At 67.5% G+C, this 14,413-nt stretch carries 14 protein-coding genes and 1 pseudogene; 11 read left to right on the top strand and 4 right to left on the bottom strand.

Annotated features, from left to right (window positions below; translation table 11 throughout):
* Positions 1 to 154, top strand: a pseudogene (locus ACWEOZ_RS12230) (IS5 family transposase); the annotation flags it as partial.
* A 140-nt stretch (positions 155 to 294) separates the two neighbouring features.
* Positions 295 to 525, top strand: coding sequence for a hypothetical protein (locus ACWEOZ_RS12235; protein WP_451910773.1), 231 nt, complete (start codon positions 295 to 297; stop codon positions 523 to 525).
* A 494-nt stretch (positions 526 to 1,019) separates the two neighbouring features.
* Here ACWEOZ_RS12235 and ACWEOZ_RS12240 read toward each other — a convergent pair whose 3' ends face one another.
* The 4 genes from ACWEOZ_RS12240 to ACWEOZ_RS12255 all read right to left on the bottom strand — a co-directional run bounded on the left by ACWEOZ_RS12240 (position 1,020) and on the right by ACWEOZ_RS12255 (position 4,485).
* Positions 1,020 to 1,280 carry a hypothetical protein gene (locus ACWEOZ_RS12240; protein ID WP_451910774.1) on the bottom strand — a complete coding sequence of 87 codons (261 nt, stop codon included), beginning with the start codon at positions 1,278 to 1,280 and terminating at the stop codon, positions 1,020 to 1,022.
* Between the two features lie 1,150 nt (positions 1,281 to 2,430).
* Positions 2,431 to 2,565 carry a hypothetical protein gene (locus tag ACWEOZ_RS12245; RefSeq protein ID WP_451910775.1) on the bottom strand — a complete coding sequence of 45 codons (135 nt, stop codon included), beginning with the start codon at positions 2,563 to 2,565 and terminating at the stop codon, positions 2,431 to 2,433.
* A 180-nt stretch (positions 2,566 to 2,745) separates the two neighbouring features.
* The gene (locus tag ACWEOZ_RS12250) at positions 2,746 to 3,426 is read right to left on the bottom strand and encodes an NAD-dependent epimerase/dehydratase family protein (RefSeq protein WP_451910776.1); all 681 of its coding nucleotides are present in this window, start codon (positions 3,424 to 3,426) and stop codon (positions 2,746 to 2,748) included.
* A 9-nt stretch (positions 3,427 to 3,435) separates the two neighbouring features.
* Entirely contained in the window at positions 3,436 to 4,485 is a 1,050-nt protein-coding gene (locus ACWEOZ_RS12255) for an aldo/keto reductase (protein WP_451910777.1), read from the bottom strand.
* A gap of 73 nt (positions 4,486 to 4,558) precedes the next feature.
* Here ACWEOZ_RS12255 and ACWEOZ_RS12260 point away from each other — a divergent pair, with 73 nt between their 5' ends.
* The 9 genes from ACWEOZ_RS12260 to ACWEOZ_RS12300 all read left to right on the top strand — a co-directional run bounded on the left by ACWEOZ_RS12260 (position 4,559) and on the right by ACWEOZ_RS12300 (position 14,405).
* On the top strand, positions 4,559 to 5,095 hold the full coding sequence (locus ACWEOZ_RS12260; protein WP_451910778.1) for a TetR/AcrR family transcriptional regulator: 537 nt from the start codon (positions 4,559 to 4,561) through the stop codon (positions 5,093 to 5,095).
* An 897-nt stretch (positions 5,096 to 5,992) separates the two neighbouring features.
* Positions 5,993 to 7,417 (top strand): hypothetical protein, encoded by a 1,425-nt coding sequence (locus ACWEOZ_RS12265; RefSeq protein WP_451910779.1) that lies wholly within the window; start codon positions 5,993 to 5,995, stop codon positions 7,415 to 7,417.
* A 50-nt stretch (positions 7,418 to 7,467) separates the two neighbouring features.
* Complete coding sequence (locus ACWEOZ_RS12270; RefSeq protein ID WP_451910780.1) at positions 7,468 to 8,481, top strand: hypothetical protein; 1,014 nt, start codon at positions 7,468 to 7,470, stop codon at positions 8,479 to 8,481.
* Entirely contained in the window at positions 8,478 to 10,301 is a 1,824-nt protein-coding gene (locus ACWEOZ_RS12275) for a hypothetical protein (protein ID WP_451910781.1), read from the top strand. The genes ACWEOZ_RS12270 and ACWEOZ_RS12275 overlap by 4 nt, the downstream gene beginning before the upstream one ends.
* Before the next feature lie 23 nt (positions 10,302 to 10,324).
* A complete protein-coding gene (locus ACWEOZ_RS12280) occupies positions 10,325 to 11,467 on the top strand; it encodes a hypothetical protein (RefSeq protein WP_451910782.1) in 1,143 nt (380 codons plus the stop codon).
* Entirely contained in the window at positions 11,464 to 12,012 is a 549-nt protein-coding gene (locus tag ACWEOZ_RS12285) for a hypothetical protein (protein ID WP_451910783.1), read from the top strand. Before ACWEOZ_RS12280 ends, ACWEOZ_RS12285 begins: the two co-directional genes overlap by 4 nt.
* Entirely contained in the window at positions 11,960 to 12,844 is an 885-nt protein-coding gene (locus ACWEOZ_RS12290) for a CHAT domain-containing protein (RefSeq protein ID WP_451910784.1), read from the top strand. The genes ACWEOZ_RS12285 and ACWEOZ_RS12290 overlap by 53 nt, the downstream gene beginning before the upstream one ends.
* Positions 12,841 to 13,419 carry a hypothetical protein gene (locus ACWEOZ_RS12295; RefSeq protein WP_451910785.1) on the top strand — a complete coding sequence of 193 codons (579 nt, stop codon included), beginning with the start codon at positions 12,841 to 12,843 and terminating at the stop codon, positions 13,417 to 13,419. The genes ACWEOZ_RS12290 and ACWEOZ_RS12295 overlap by 4 nt, the downstream gene beginning before the upstream one ends.
* Positions 13,416 to 14,405 carry a HesA/MoeB/ThiF family protein gene (locus ACWEOZ_RS12300; protein ID WP_451910786.1) on the top strand — a complete coding sequence of 330 codons (990 nt, stop codon included), beginning with the start codon at positions 13,416 to 13,418 and terminating at the stop codon, positions 14,403 to 14,405. The genes ACWEOZ_RS12295 and ACWEOZ_RS12300 overlap by 4 nt, the downstream gene beginning before the upstream one ends.
* Positions 14,406 to 14,413 lie beyond the last annotated feature (8 nt).

A 14,413-nucleotide genomic window follows, 5' to 3' on the forward strand; every position in this document is an offset into this window, starting at 1 on the left:
CCGGCAACGCCACGCCGTCGAGTGCGGCATCAACCGTCTCAAACGTCACCGAGCCGTGGCCACCAGGTTCGACAAACTCGCCGTCCGCTACGAAGCCACCCTGCACATCACCGCCATCAACGAATGGCTACACGCACTTCGAGACGCGCCCTAGCAGAGGAAGAAGCGATCGAGGCCGCGGCGGGCGTTCACGGCCGAGTTCAAGGCCGAGATCATCGAGTTGTCTCAGCGTGGGGCCGCGCGGTCGGGCAGGTCGTGAGAGGAATTCGACCTGATTGAGACGGCGGTGCGGGCTTGGGTCAAGCAGGCCCGGCTCGACGTCGGCACCGCTCGGACGGGCTGACCAGCGACGAGCGGGCCGAGCTGGCCCGGCTGCGGTCGGAGTACGCCGGCTTCAGCGCGGGTCACCACGACTCCGGACCCAACGCGGCGGCCCGGCCGGACCTGATCGGCCGGGACTTCACCGTCAACAGCGCAGCAATCGACATTTGCTGGTGCGGTGACATCACTTTCATCAACACGTAGGAAGGCTGGTTGTATCTGGCCACCGTCATCGACCTGGCCTCGCGTCGGGTCGTCGGACGGGCCGTGGTCGACAACCTCAGGACCGTCCTGATCGACACGGCTCTGACCGACGTCCTCCGACGACGGCGACCCGGCCCCAGACTGCTGTTCCGTTCGACCGCGGCCGATACGTCAGCGCCCAGCACGCCCGCCTCGCGGGTCGCCACGGCATCCGGCTCTCGGTCGGCCGGCGCGCGCCACGCTGGGACAACCCGGTCGCCGAATCGTTCTTCGCCACCATCATGAGCGAACTCATCCACCGCCGGGCGTGGCCCACCCGGGCCGCCGAGAGGCAGGCGATCACCGATGGGGTACGACATGGAAGTCTGACAGAACCTATTAGATGAATGCGTGAGCACCTGATCTGTTACATGTCCGGTAGCGTTCTTCGCATCGCGAACTGCATGGCGAAGAAACGCACAGCAATTCGATAGCTACGTCGTGCGATGACTGGATCACAAAGGCGGCACCAGCTCCAAACAGGTGGATCGCAGATAGCCGCCCTCATCGGTACCGCTGCATACCTCAACGCCGTCTACGAGTGCCCTCACCGGGTGTGCGTCAGCGTCGAAGTCCCCATCGCGGGAGAGCTGACGTCGGGCGGTGATCTGCACGAACGACACCGCGTGCGGCTCAAGATTGACTCGCCAAGGCAGTTGCTGATCGGTGAGGGTCGTGGTCGTGGCGCGTGCCGGGTCAGCGTATTGGATGGTCACTCGCCCCTTCCCCGACACTTCGTACGTGACCGCAGCAACTCGCGGCGCTTTGCTTTGCTCGGTGGCGAACGGTCGCAGCGACCCGACCTCGGGGGCGGAATGCCGTCGCCATACCCAGACGACGGCCGCCGTGACCAACATCAGGACGGCGGCGGTCCCGACGACCGTCCTGTAGCGGCGGCGCTGCCGGAACTCCCGATCGCGTGTCCTAGCTTCCACCGGCTGTCCCCTCGTCTGCGTCCTGCTGATCGGAGACATGATCCATGATGACGAAAGCTGCGCGCCCAGGGATCGACACGACCCTCTTCATCTGGCCGAAGTCATACGTAGACAGACGGCCCGATGGGTGTATCGACGAATTGGACGCAGCCCGGGTAGATGACGTGGTCGACCAAGACACCTGTCGTCGACCTGAGAGACTCCGCGCTGACTTATCCAGCCACGATCCCGTGCCCATCACGCTGGTAATGGTCGAACCGTGACGTGCGTTCAACCAGCGTCGCTACGGCGGACTTGCCGCCCTCGCCAATGACGAGGTCACCCTCCCCATGGCGTGCTGCTGATGATCCCGCGCTGCCCACTACGTGATCCATGCGTTATCGACGGTCCTGGCGTTGGTCAACCTTGCCTGGCACCGGCCGACAGAGGCCCGGGCCTGGCAACGCCACGAAGCCAAAAATTCCGGCACAAAACGACGCCGCAAGCCGGCCGGGACCTCGGCTGCTGGCGCCGCTTCGACGTCACTCTCCGCACTTCGTGGATCGCTTCAAGAACACGCAGCGGCCATGACCATCGTCCCGCTCGCCGCTTCCGACGTGCAGTGGGGTGGTCGACGCCTGTCATCCATCAGGGATGAGGGGCGCGGACGAGACATCCCGCATCGTTCGATGCATGGCCACCGCGGCATCTTTCCTCGGATGAGTTCTCCGGGTGGGTGCCAGCGGGCGACTGATGACAAGGGAAGGGAGGCCGCGCCATGGCGAAGAAGTCGAAGAAGGACAAGAAAGGCAAGAAGAACAAGAAGAAGTGACCGGGTGCGCCGACGGCGCGTCCGCGTGCGGCCGGTGCGGCACCCTCAGGGATGCCGCACCGGCGCGTGTCGCCGTCGACTTCCCGGGTACGCGCGGGCACGGCGCATCCAGCATTCGCCTCAGTGCTTGGACCGCAGCTTCCGGAAACCCTTGGACAGCTTCGCCTGCGTCTTCGGGTCCTTGGCCTTGCGCATCATCTCCTTCTCGAGTTCCTTCGCCTTCGGCGACTTCGCGGCCTTCTGCATCCTGCTCATGAGCTTTCCCACGAGGCCTCTGCCCTCTTCTCCGACGCACTCAGGTGCGCGTGCAAGTCACTGTGGGGCGCGTCTTGCGTACCCGCCTCATCCAGCCCGGATGACCTCGGCGCGGTCAGCGCCGCGGAACAGCCCACGCCGCTCAGGTCGCGGCCCGGCGCCGCGCCGGTCGCCAGACCTTCAGCCGACTCTCGGCCTTCCTCGCGCGGCGACCTCGTTGATCAGGGGATTGTCCAGCTTGGAGGGTACGGATCCAGGCGCGTGCAGCACCGCGAGGACCGCTTGGCCGATCGCGTCCGTCGTCGTGAACTGGGCCGGATAGAGCCGCTTGATGAGCGGGTAGAACGGCGGGAGGATCGTGTAGACGACCCGTTGCGCTCGGGTGGCCGGGCGCGCGCCCCGGCTCGGGCGGATGAAGCCCGGGCGGAGGATGAAGACGCGGGAGTGCAGCGTTGTCAGGGCTTCTTCGGCTCGGCCCTTCACCCGGATCCACATGGTTCGGCTGTCGCTGTCGGCACGGTTGGCGGAGATGTGGACGAAGAGCCCGTCCGGATTGTTGCGCTGTGCGGCCTCAGCCGCGGCCACGGCGAAGTCCTGCGTGATCCGCTTGTACTGCGGCTCGCTCAACCCCACCGAGGGGGTGCCGAGGCAGAAGAGCGTGGCACCGGCTGCGGCGAACACGCTGTCGAGTTCGTCGTAGCGGGTGAAGTCCTGGCGCATGACCTCACGCAGCTTGGGATGACGGCGTCCGGTGCTTCGGCGCGATATCGCCGTCACGCCCTCGACCGAGGGATCCTCCAGCAGTGCGGTGAGGACACCGTGTCCCACCATTCCGGTCGCTCCGAACAGCACCACGAACATCGCAGTCTCCTAGGCGTTGACGTAGCCGGGGATGCGGGCCCTGATTTTCCGCATTTCGGCCTCGTCCGAGATGCCCTGGAAGTCGTACCGGGGCGTGTAGGGCCCTTCCAGCGACGCGATCTCCGCATCGGTCAGCTGGATGTCCAGCGACGCGACCGCGGCGTCGATCTGGGCGGTCGTGTTGGCGCCGACCAGCGGCGCGGTGACCACGGGCTGGTGGTGCAGCCAGGCCAGCGCGACCTGGGCCCGGTCGACCCGGCGCTCGGCCGCGATCGCGCCGACCGCGTCGATGACGGCCTTGTTCGCGGCTTCCTGCGCCGGCGTGTACAGCAGGTCGGCGTAGGAACCGTCGGTCTCCGCGCGGGCAGTGGCCTTCGCGTCGTCCCAGACCCGCGCCAGCCGGCCGCGGGCCAGCGGGCTCCAGATGATCGTGCCGACGCCCTCGTCCAGGCACAGCGGGATCATCTCGCGCTCCTCCTCGCGCGCCAGCAGGTTGTAGTGGTCCTGCATCGTGACGAACCGGGCCCAGCCGTGCTGCTTCTGCAGGTTCAGTGCCTTGGCGAACTCCCAGGCGTGCATCGACGACGCCCCGAGGTAGCGGACCTTGCCCGCCTTGACCAGGTCGTGGAGGGCTTCGAGGGTCTCCTCCCACGGGGTCGCCCGGTCGTTGCGGTGGATCTGGTAGAGGTCGATGTAGTCGGTGCCGAGCCGCCGCAGGCTGTGCTCGACCTCGGTCATGATCGCCTTACGCGAGAGGCCGCTGCCGTTGGGTCCCGGGCGCATCGGGTGACGCAGCTTGGTGGCGATCACCACCTCGTCCCGATCGGCGAAGTCGCTAAGTGCGCGGCCCAGGATCTCCTCGCTGGATCCGTACGAGTAAAGGTTGGCGGTGTCGAAGAAGTTGATGCCGGCGTCCAGGGCGTGCTTGATCAGCGGACGGCTGGTCTCCTCGTCCAGCGACCAGACCGGGTGCCCGCGCCCGGGGTCGCCGTAGGTCATCGCGCCGATGGCGACCGGTGACACGTCCAGGCCGGTGGTGCCGAGCTTGATGTAGCGCATGCTGCTCCTCTATCGTTGTGGAGAGGTCTCCACTACCGTACTGGAGACCTCTCCAGATAGCAAAGAGGGTGGCATGGTCCGTTCCGACGCTCGCGCGAACAGAGCCCGCATCCTGGCGGCCGCCCGCCAGGCTTTCGCCGAGGACGGTGACACCTCGATGAACCAGATCGCCCAGCTGGCCGGGGTGGGCCCGGGCACCCTCTATCGCAACTACCCGTCACGCGAGGCGCTGGTCCTGGCCATCTACCAGGACGAGGTCGACCAGCTCACCGGCTCGGTGGCGGATCTGCTGGCCACGCTGGCGCCGCCGGAGGCACTGCGCCGCTGGACCACCGACCTGGTCGACGCCATGCGCAAGAAGCACGGCTTGGGCGACGCGCTCAGCCCGATGGCCCACAAGACCATCTCCGAACAGACCTACGGTCCGGTCATCGAGGCGATCACCCGGCTGCTCGACGCGGGCAAGCACGACGGCACGATCCGCTCCGACGTCGAGCCCGGCGACTTCCTCCAGCTGACCGGTGCCCTCTGGCGGGCCGCACCGGACCGGACGCAACCCATGCTGGCCCTGATCCTCGACGGGCTCAGCGCCCACCGGCATCGCAGCTGAGAATGACCCGTCAGGGCAAGTCTCGGGTGAGCACAGTCGCCGCGCGCGGGCCATACCCCCTCCTCCGAGAGCTGGGACTCAGCGGGGCGAGTGCAGGTGACCGACATCTGTGACCGGGTCGCGCTTGCTGCGGATCCGGCCGCCCCGCTATACGTAATGCTGCCGACGGTGGGCCTCGGCCAGATGCTCGAGACCGACCGCCGAGACAGCGACGAACAGCGACCGGCAAATGACGCAAGACGAGAACGTCGACGACCTCGGCCGGCTCATCATGCAACTCCGTGACGGCCGTGAAGACTGCGTTTCCCTACTGATCGGAAACCGAGCGCGACCGGAGTCACCAAGTGCAGAAGACGCGCCGAGCGCCGCACCCGGTGACGAATTTATCTTCATCGCAAGTCGGCGTGTGCGGCAAGGCGTTGTCGAGGACGACCGGAATCCGGCCCTTTGAAGGAAGGCCGGTCCGAGCCGTTGACTGCGTTCTCGTTTCGCCGTCCGGCGTAAAAGTAGCCCTTCAGCTCGAAAAGCTAGACTCAGGCAGATCTCGCGTCCACTTCGTAGGAAAACGTGAGTGGTCCAACGGTCGATCACAACGACAAGGCCTCTCCCGAAGCCCGGTCCAAGACCCGCAGTGATTCCACGCCACCCGGGCCGCCACTCGTCCGTAGCGCTGTCAAGTGGGCACTCATGAAGAGTTGCCACGCCTGTTGAGCCACACCCCGCATGACGTGCGCCTCCACCCACCGGCGTACGGCGATTGCGGCCGAAGGCCTGGCGGTGAATGTCCATTCAGGCAGGCACATTGATCCCCCGGAAGGTGGATGGGTTCCGCGTCGACCGGCTGCGACAGTGGTATCAACCCGGGTAGCGCTCTTGATCTATATGTCGGGAGGGTTGATGCGCAACGATTTGTTCAGCTTGTACGAACCGAACGAATCGGGCAGTGGGCCACGCGAATGGCTGATTTCCTCCGACGAGCGCGACCGCATCGAAGATCAATTCTTTCGGGTCCGCAGCGGCACCGTTCCGCTGCTCAACGAACATGTTCTGGTCCGGCAGTGCTTCGACCCCCGCGGTAATGATCAGATTCGAGCCGAGATCAGCGCGGGGCAATGGTTGAGTCACCGGCTCTCGAAGCGGAACTATCCGCACTGGCTGAGTCGACTGGTCGCCTTCAACCAGGACGGAGACCGGCCGGCGACCACGGTGTTCACCCTGCGCGGTGAATCCCTGGACGCCTTGCCACCGGACAAGTTTCCCTTTCGCGAGCAGCGGTTGTTGGTCGCGGCCCGGGAAATCCTAGCCGCCGTCGAGGCACTGGAGGTGGCCGGTGTGGTGCACGGGCGAATCAGTCCGGAGACGGTGCGTTGGGACGACAATCAGATCCAGCTGGTCGACTTCCGGCGAGCCGCCCGGATCGGGGAGCAGCGTCAAGCATTCCGGCGCGACGACCGCTGGGCGTCGCCGGAGCAGCAGCTGGGTGACGGCGTGTCCCATCCTGGTGACGACGTCTTCGGTGCTGCGTTGCTGATCTTCAAATTGGTCACCGGCGAGGACCCAGGGACACCGGCGGAGATGCGCCGGCGACTGGAGGCCCGGCCGGGTTCGATGCAGCGGCTGTTCGCCGGGGTATTCGCGGACTTCGCTACGGAGCGGCCCTCAGCCGGGGCAATGCTGGCCCGGCTGCCGGGCGCGACCATGAGTGTGCCCGGCGCGGCTCGTCCGGCGCGGGATCAGCAGGCTCGCGCCCGCTTCCGGGAACTGGAGCGAAGAAAGAACGACTATGTCCGCCGCCAGCAAGAGGCAGCGCGGCAGCAGCAGATAGCCCGCCAGCGGGAGGCAGCGCGACAGCAGGATATAGCCCGCCGACAAGAGGAAGCGCGGCGAGAGGCTGCCCGGCAGCAAGAGGCGGTGTGGCAGCAAAAGGTCCAGCAGCGAGCGCTAGGACAGCAGCGGGACCCAGGGCGGCGGCAGACGTCAAGCGAGCGACCGGGGCAGCCGGGAACCACGCGTTACCCACCGACCGAAGCGCGGGGGCAGGGAGTGCGCCAAGGGCGACCGACATCGTACGGCCGGTCCGCGCCGACCCAGGCCCCGCACCGACCATCGAAGCTGCCGATGCAGCGACCTGCGGGGTCGCCGGGCCGGCGGGTCGAGCCCCAGGAGTACGGCACAACGCGGCCACCAGCGCTGCAGCGAAATTTCGAGGAACTGGTGATCGCAGCGATGGATCTGCCACCGTGGATACGGGCGGCCGGGGCGGTCATCGTGATCGTGATCGGCATCGCCGTGGTCGCCCTGATCGTCGGGTCGGGCTCATGACCGCCCCGGCTGGACGGTCGCCGAGGATCCGCTGCCCTATCTGCCTCACCATGATTGACTGGTCGGCGACCGAGTCGGTCGTCATCGACGACCGAGGTGGGGTCATCCCGGTCAGCGAGCTGCCGAGCGACCAGGCGATCCGGGCCAGCCAGGCGCACTCAGCGGTACGCATCTGCCCAGGTTCGTCGCCGCAGCACCGGCTGCCCGACGACTACGGTTCGTTCGGCGAGCCGATCGTGCTGGGAGTGGTCGGGAACAGCTTGGCCGGCAAGACCCACCTGCTGGCGGCGATGGTCGGCCAGATGCTGAACGTCGATCGGATGGACATCCTGGGGCTCGAGGTACGCCCACTGGACCAGGGACTGCATCAAAGGTTCCAAGCTGACTTCGTGGACCCGTTACTGACCGGGCGGCGCCAGCTCGATGCGACCCCGATCGGCCGGCCGAATGCACTCACCTACGCGGCGGAGATCCACAGCCGGCACAGCGGCAGGTCGCACGCGCTCGCCTTCTTCGACGTCTCCGGCGAGCAGTTCCTCAGCGGCCAGGGCAACGACTTCATCCAGGCCGTCACCTCGCTGATCTTCGTGGTGGACGCGACCAACGTTCCCCCGCTGGTCACGGGCCGGCGTGAGGTACCCCCGGACGGCACTTTCGAGGTGGTGCTCCAACGGCTGGAACTGCAGTACAGAACCGATGCCGGCCGTGGCGGTGGCTTTGTTCCGCTGCCGGCCGCCCTGGTCGTGAGCAAGGCCGACCACCTGACCTTCGACCCGGACCAGCCGATCCGGCGCTGGTTCGCCGGCCCGGATGACGACCTCGACCTGACCACGGTCGATCAGGAAAGCGAGGACGTGTATGCGTTCCTCGCGACGCGCGGGGCCGGCGCCTGGCTGTCGCCGGTGCAACGCCTGCTCGACGTGAGCCTGCACTATGCCTCGGCCACCAACTGCGACCCGGTGGACAACGTCTTCCCGGCTCGGCGGTTCCGCCAGCGTCGGGTCTTCAAGCCGCTGCTCACCCTGTTACACAAGCAGAACATCGCGCTGAGCGAGGTGGCATGAGCATCGATCAGGTGGTGTTCCTCTGGTCGCGCCGATCATTGACCGGCCGGATCGGCGTCGGCCCGGTCGCCTCTTCGCTCCCGCAAAGGGAGCTGGTGAGCTGGGAGGAGAGGCTGCAGCCGAACGTCTGGGCGAGCCGGCGGGAGCTCCCTGCGAAGGAGGCGGACCTCCTGTACCTGGTGTACGGCCCGCAGGCCGTCGTGATGCACCGCCTCAGCGTGGCCGACGAGCACGGTCGGGCCGGTTCCACGGTGACCCACTGCCTGATCGGTGCGGCTCGTGAACTGGGTCCGCTGATCGCCGCCGGCTTGTACGACTGGAACGGCTGGTGCCGGGACCCGCAGCCGCTGCCCGCAAGTGGTGAGCTCGACCGGATCGACTTGCGACAGCTCGGTGACGCGGCCCGCAGAGGACTGGCCAACGCCCGTACGGTGTTGGCCGGCCTGCCGCGGGCCGAACTCACCGCGGTCGTTGCGGCGCGGCTGGCCGACCCGGGTGCCCGGCTGGCGGTGATCGACCCCGATCTGCCGGCGACCGTGCTGATCGCCGGGACGGTCGCAGTGACCACCGACGTGCTGGCCGAGCCGGTCACGTTCTCGACCGGGCAGGACAAAGACCCCGGTCCAGAGCAGCCGCGAGTGGTGGTCGCCGGGGCGCGGATGGCCGCTGACCTGAACGGCGCCGGGTTCCGCCGGGTGCCGCCCTCGGGCGACGCCGAGATGGACCAGCTGGCCGCCACTATGGTCGCTGCGTACCTCGACGCCAGCTCGGAACGGCTGAGCGAGCTGCGACCTGTACGGCCGCTCCGCTCCGCGCAGGAAGTTGGCCCGTGGCTGAGCCAGCTCCGCCTGGCGCCCAACGTCTTCGGCCGCGCCGACGCGGTGGTCCGACGCATGGTCGCCGGCCGGCTGAGTTCCGCGGAGGCCGACTACCTGAAATCTGTCTCCGGCCGGCAGGCCACCCGGCATGAGCTGACCCGTGCCACCACCACGGAACTAGCTGAGTGGGCTACTCAAAACCTTCTGTCCGGGGGTGATCACGAGACGTTGGCACTGTTACGGTCCGAGCTGGTGGAGCGGCTGTTCGCCGGGGTGGCGGCGCGCCAGCGGGTCGACGACGTAGCCGACGCGCTCACCACCGCCGAAACCGAGCACTCCTTGATCCAGGACCGACTCGACCGAGCACTACGGCAACTGCCCGAGCGGGCTGACATGCCGGCGATCATCGATCTCCTGCATGCCGCATCGCTGGCCGGACTCTCCCGTGGCGAGCTGTACGAGCAGACGCGGGCCATGCTCCATGGCCATGACCCGGTCGAGCTGTTGCGGGCGGTACAGGCCTACAGCGACCTCAATCCGACCCTGACCTGGCTGCTGTTGAACATTGCCCTGGACCAGGCCACGAGCCGCCGCGACGAGAAAGGAATGCAGCGGCTCTTGCAGCAATTCGACTGGTTCATGACTGTGGTCTCGGCCGTCGAACCGGACTCGGAACTCCGCGCCTGCCGGCTCTATCACCAATTGCTGAGCCGGGCTTTCGGCGGCCGGATCAGACAGCGCTCTCAGATGGTCCAGATCCTGAACGAAGTGCCGCCGCATCGACCTGCCCCTTTCCTGGCAGCTCTCTACTACAGCGCCGAGGGCGACGTTCAGCGTACCGTCCATGAAGCACTGGCCCGGGCCTACCTTCGCGAGCGTGGTCTGTCCGGGGTGTCACCGGATGACCTGGCCGGGCGGCGCCCGACCGAGCGAAAGCCCAGCCCGGTCCCAGTGCATCCGGGGGAACCGGCTCTGTATCGCCCCTCGGAGAACCGACCATGACGCAGAGCCGTTCAGTTCCAGCCGTGTCGCGCCGCCTACAGGCCTGCTCCTCGAGGATCGCGAAGCTCGCCCGGCACGCCGACCGCGATTCCGGGCAGGTGTTGACCGACCTCAGCACCCTGCTACGCATGGAACCGGCCGGGCTGGTGGGTGTCGACCTCGCCCAGTTCTACCCGCCGGACACCCTGCTGCCCGATCTCGAGCTGCCCAATCAGAAGCTGATCACCCGGCTGCTGGTCGGGCTCCGTGACGGTCTGGTTTTCCTGCCGGTGGCGGTCACCTGGGTGTTCCTGTCCCGGGCGTTCGGCAAAGAGATTCCCGAGGGACAGACCTTCCTGGCGGCCTGGGGTCCGGAGCTGACCACCACGGCGATCGTGGTGAGCGTCGCCGTCTTCCTGGTCATCGTGGCGACAGTCGGCCTGCACGTCTGGGACTGGTGGATCGACCGCGAATGCTCCCGCGCCGACCTGCGGGAGCAGCTGCGCCAGGAGTTGGCCGCCGCCTCAGTCGCGCTGGCCGAGGACGCCCGGCATCTGCAGCCCGTACCGGCCGCCGACATCCAACGTCTCGGCTACTTCCTGGGCACCTCGGTCGAAGCTCTGCAAGCCGAGCTGAGGCGCACCGGGGAGCAGCTGAAAGCGGCGTTAGACACGGGCCCGGCCAGCAGGTTCGCCGAGGCGCTGGCGGGCTGGAGCAAGGCCGCCGACCAGTTCAGCACGATCGCGCCGACACTCGTCGCGCCGGCCGAGATGCTGGAGGACTTCGTCCGTATCCGCAAAGAGCTGACCGAGGAAAACCTGCGAATGATGGAGCGCCTGGGCGCCCTTGTTGCCCAGGTGCAGGACAGTACGGCCGCACTGGGCCAGGAGTCGCAGGCCCATCACGGGGTGGCCGGACGGGTGCTTGAGATGACCCGGCAGATGGGTCACGCCATGGAGGACTTCGTCGAGCAGTCGATGTTGATCAACCAGGCCAGCGACCGGGTGTACGACATGCTGCAGCGCCAGGTCGGTGCCTTCGGTCCGGTTCCGATGGCTGAGTCGCCGGCTCAACCGCCCAGCGGGCCGGCCACCAACGGCCAGGACGCGCCGTCCGGGCCGACGTTCAATGACGAGCAACCGCTCGAGAATGTCTTCTGGCCAGACCCTCGCGGTGACGACAAATGACCACGCGCAGCGGGGCCGCCCATCTCGCCGGCTGGGTGTTCGCCGACCTCACCCTGGTCGTGCTGCTGATCGTGCTGGTGATGACGCCGCCCCGGCCCGTTGCGCAGGGCGCCCATCCGGCCCCGAGTAAACCGCCGACCGCCGCGCCCAGCGCCGAAGCGACGCCCCAGCCTAGCAAGGCCGAGCCCAGTCAGCCGCCGGTCCTGCAGCTGGACGAAGTACCCAAGATCAGAATCAGCGTGCCGAACGCCGACTTGGTGGCCGGCGGTACGCGAGCCTCGGCAGCTGCGAACAAGCTGACCAGCGAGCTCAAGGCGAGCCTGGCTGCCCAGGGCCTGACCAAGCGGCAGGCCGGACTGCTGCTCACGTTCGGCGCGGCGCCAACGGCCAACTTCCAGGGTGGTGTCGCCCGGCGTTCGGCCGAACGGGCCAACCAGGTGATTCTGCGGCTGCAGGGATTCCGCACCGCCAAGACCCGGGCGTACTGGACTTATGCCCCGGCACCCGCGTTCGTCGAAATCGAAATTTTCTTCTTCGATGAGTGAGCCGCCGATGACCGAGCCCAGCTTCGACAAGGCCGTACGGTCGGGTGGGTTCATCCTGCTCGGTGAGCTGTTTCCGGACCGGGTGAGCGCCCAGATGCTGCTGGACGGGCTCGGGATCAAGATGGCTCAGTTGCTCACGTTCGGCACCCCGGACATCGGCGGCTGGTGGTGGGACGTTGGCTGGAAGATCAAGCTGGGCCTGTTCGCGAACGTTCAGGTGGCCGACCTGTTCGCGGCCGCGCGGACCCGTTTTCCCGACAGCGCGGAGTTGCGCCGGCTACTGGCGGCGACAGGACCCACCACAGTGGTGTTCCTGCTCGCGAACCCGGACGGGCGCAACCGCCTCGACGTGGAGGTACGCGAGGTGGACGCCGTCCGCCGCGAGCACCCGGAGCAGCTCGCCGTTCAGGTCAGCCACGCCACCCGACTACGTGACCTGATTCGGGTGCTGGCCGACAGCCGGCTCGACATCGTCCACTTCGCCGGGCACGGCACCCGGGACGGCCGGCTGGTCCTCGATGGTCCGAACGGTGGTCAGCCGGTGGCAGCCGCCGACTTCGCCCAGCTAATGGTGGCTGCGGGCCATCCCCGGTGCATCGTCTTCAGCTCCTGCTTCAGTGGCACCTACCTGCCGTTGTTGCGGGGCAGCGCCACCCACGTCATTGGCTGCGACATCGCACTGAGTGACAAGTGTGCAGTCGACTTCAGCGCGGCTTTCTATCGCTGTCTGGCCGTGGGCCGTCCGGTACCGGACGCGTACGCGTACGCGGTCGCGGCGATGCGAGTCGGCGGATGTGCTGCGCCGATGCGGATCTGGGGGGCCGAACAATGACTCCCGAGGAGGTCAGCGCGATGCTTCGCCGCTTCGAGCAGGCGCGGGAGCAAGCCATCACCCAGGCAATCCAACCGGACGGCACCTCAGTGACGTCCACCCTCTGCGACTGGTTCAACCGGGACTGCGAACAGTGCGGCCACACCTTCCGGGAGGGTGACAGGGTGCGGGTCACCCGGACGCCGGACGGCACAGAGCTGATCTGGCACCTCGACCCGCTGCTCAACTGCGGCGGCGGCGTGCCGCCGGCAGAGGTCGCGACAGATGCGTTGACGGCCCGGTTCCACCAGGCCATGGACGAGGCCGTAAAGCCGCCTGAGCATCTGCGCCTGCATCGGCTGACGCCTGGCGATCCCCTGCTGCGCTTCGGTGCCGGTGGCCGGCCGACCTGCCTGCAGTGCACTGACACCTTCCGGACATTCGAGGTGGTGGTGCGGTGTCCCTGCGGTGAGCTGGATACGTGTCAGGTAGCGCTGCATCGTGATCCGCAGCGCGGCCTGCCCTGCTTCGACGAGCACTGGCCCGATCTCACAGTCGACTACTGCCCGCTCAAGAAACGATTGGTGACCAGATGACCGATCGGTTCACCAGGCACTCCGGCATCCCGGGCTGGGATCAGCAGGCGCTGGCCGGCGCCCGCGTCGTTGTCGTCGGCGTCGGCGCGCTCGGCAACGAGGTGTCCCGCCTGCTCGCGCTCGCTGGAGTTGGCGACCTGTTGATCTGTGATCACGACACGGTCGAGGAGTCCAACCTGAGCCGCTGTTCGCTGTTCCGGACGGCGGACATCGGCCGTCCGAAGGTCGTGGCGGTCCGGGATGCGCTCACCGAGCTGGGGCCGGCAACCACGGTTGAGGCGCGGGCTGCACCGTTGCAAAGCGGCATCGGTATCGGCGAGTTGCGCGCCGCCGACCTGGTGATCAGTTGCCTGGACAGCCGGGCGGCGCGGATGCACCTGGCCCGGCGGTGCGGATTGGCCGGCGTCGGCCTGTTGAACGCCGGCACGGCTTCCTGGGGTGGCGAGATCACTTGGTATGCGGCCGGGGACTCGTGCTACTCGTGCGGGATGACCGCCGGACAGCGGGCCGAGGACGACCCGGTGACCGGCTGCGCTGCGCCGCCGCCTGGCCTGCCCGCCTCGGCCCCGATCTCCGCTCTGATCGGCTCGTGGCAGGCGACAGCCGCGATCCGGTTGCTCTGTGGGCTGCCGGTACCCCGGACGGTCACCCGGATCGACGACGGCTTCGACGTGCACACCGTGGACCGCGACGGGATCGACCCGGACTGCCGCTGGCACGAGCCGATCAGCCCGGAGAAGATCCGCCCCACCGGGCTGAGTAGCCGCGCGACCGCGGGTGAGCTGCTGGCCAAGGTGGGCCCGGCCCAAGACGTACTGACGTACGGGATGTTCCCGTCGGCCGGCGGTGGCCTCGCCCGATCCCGAGTGCTGGCGCAGGCGAAGCCGGAGGCAAGCCTGGCAGATCTCGGCGTCGCACCCGGCGAACTGCTCGAGGTGACGGCCGCTGACCACGATTATTACCTGCAGATCGACGGTTATTGGTGAGGGGACGC

Source organism: Actinoplanes sp. NPDC004185 (assembly GCF_053603475.1).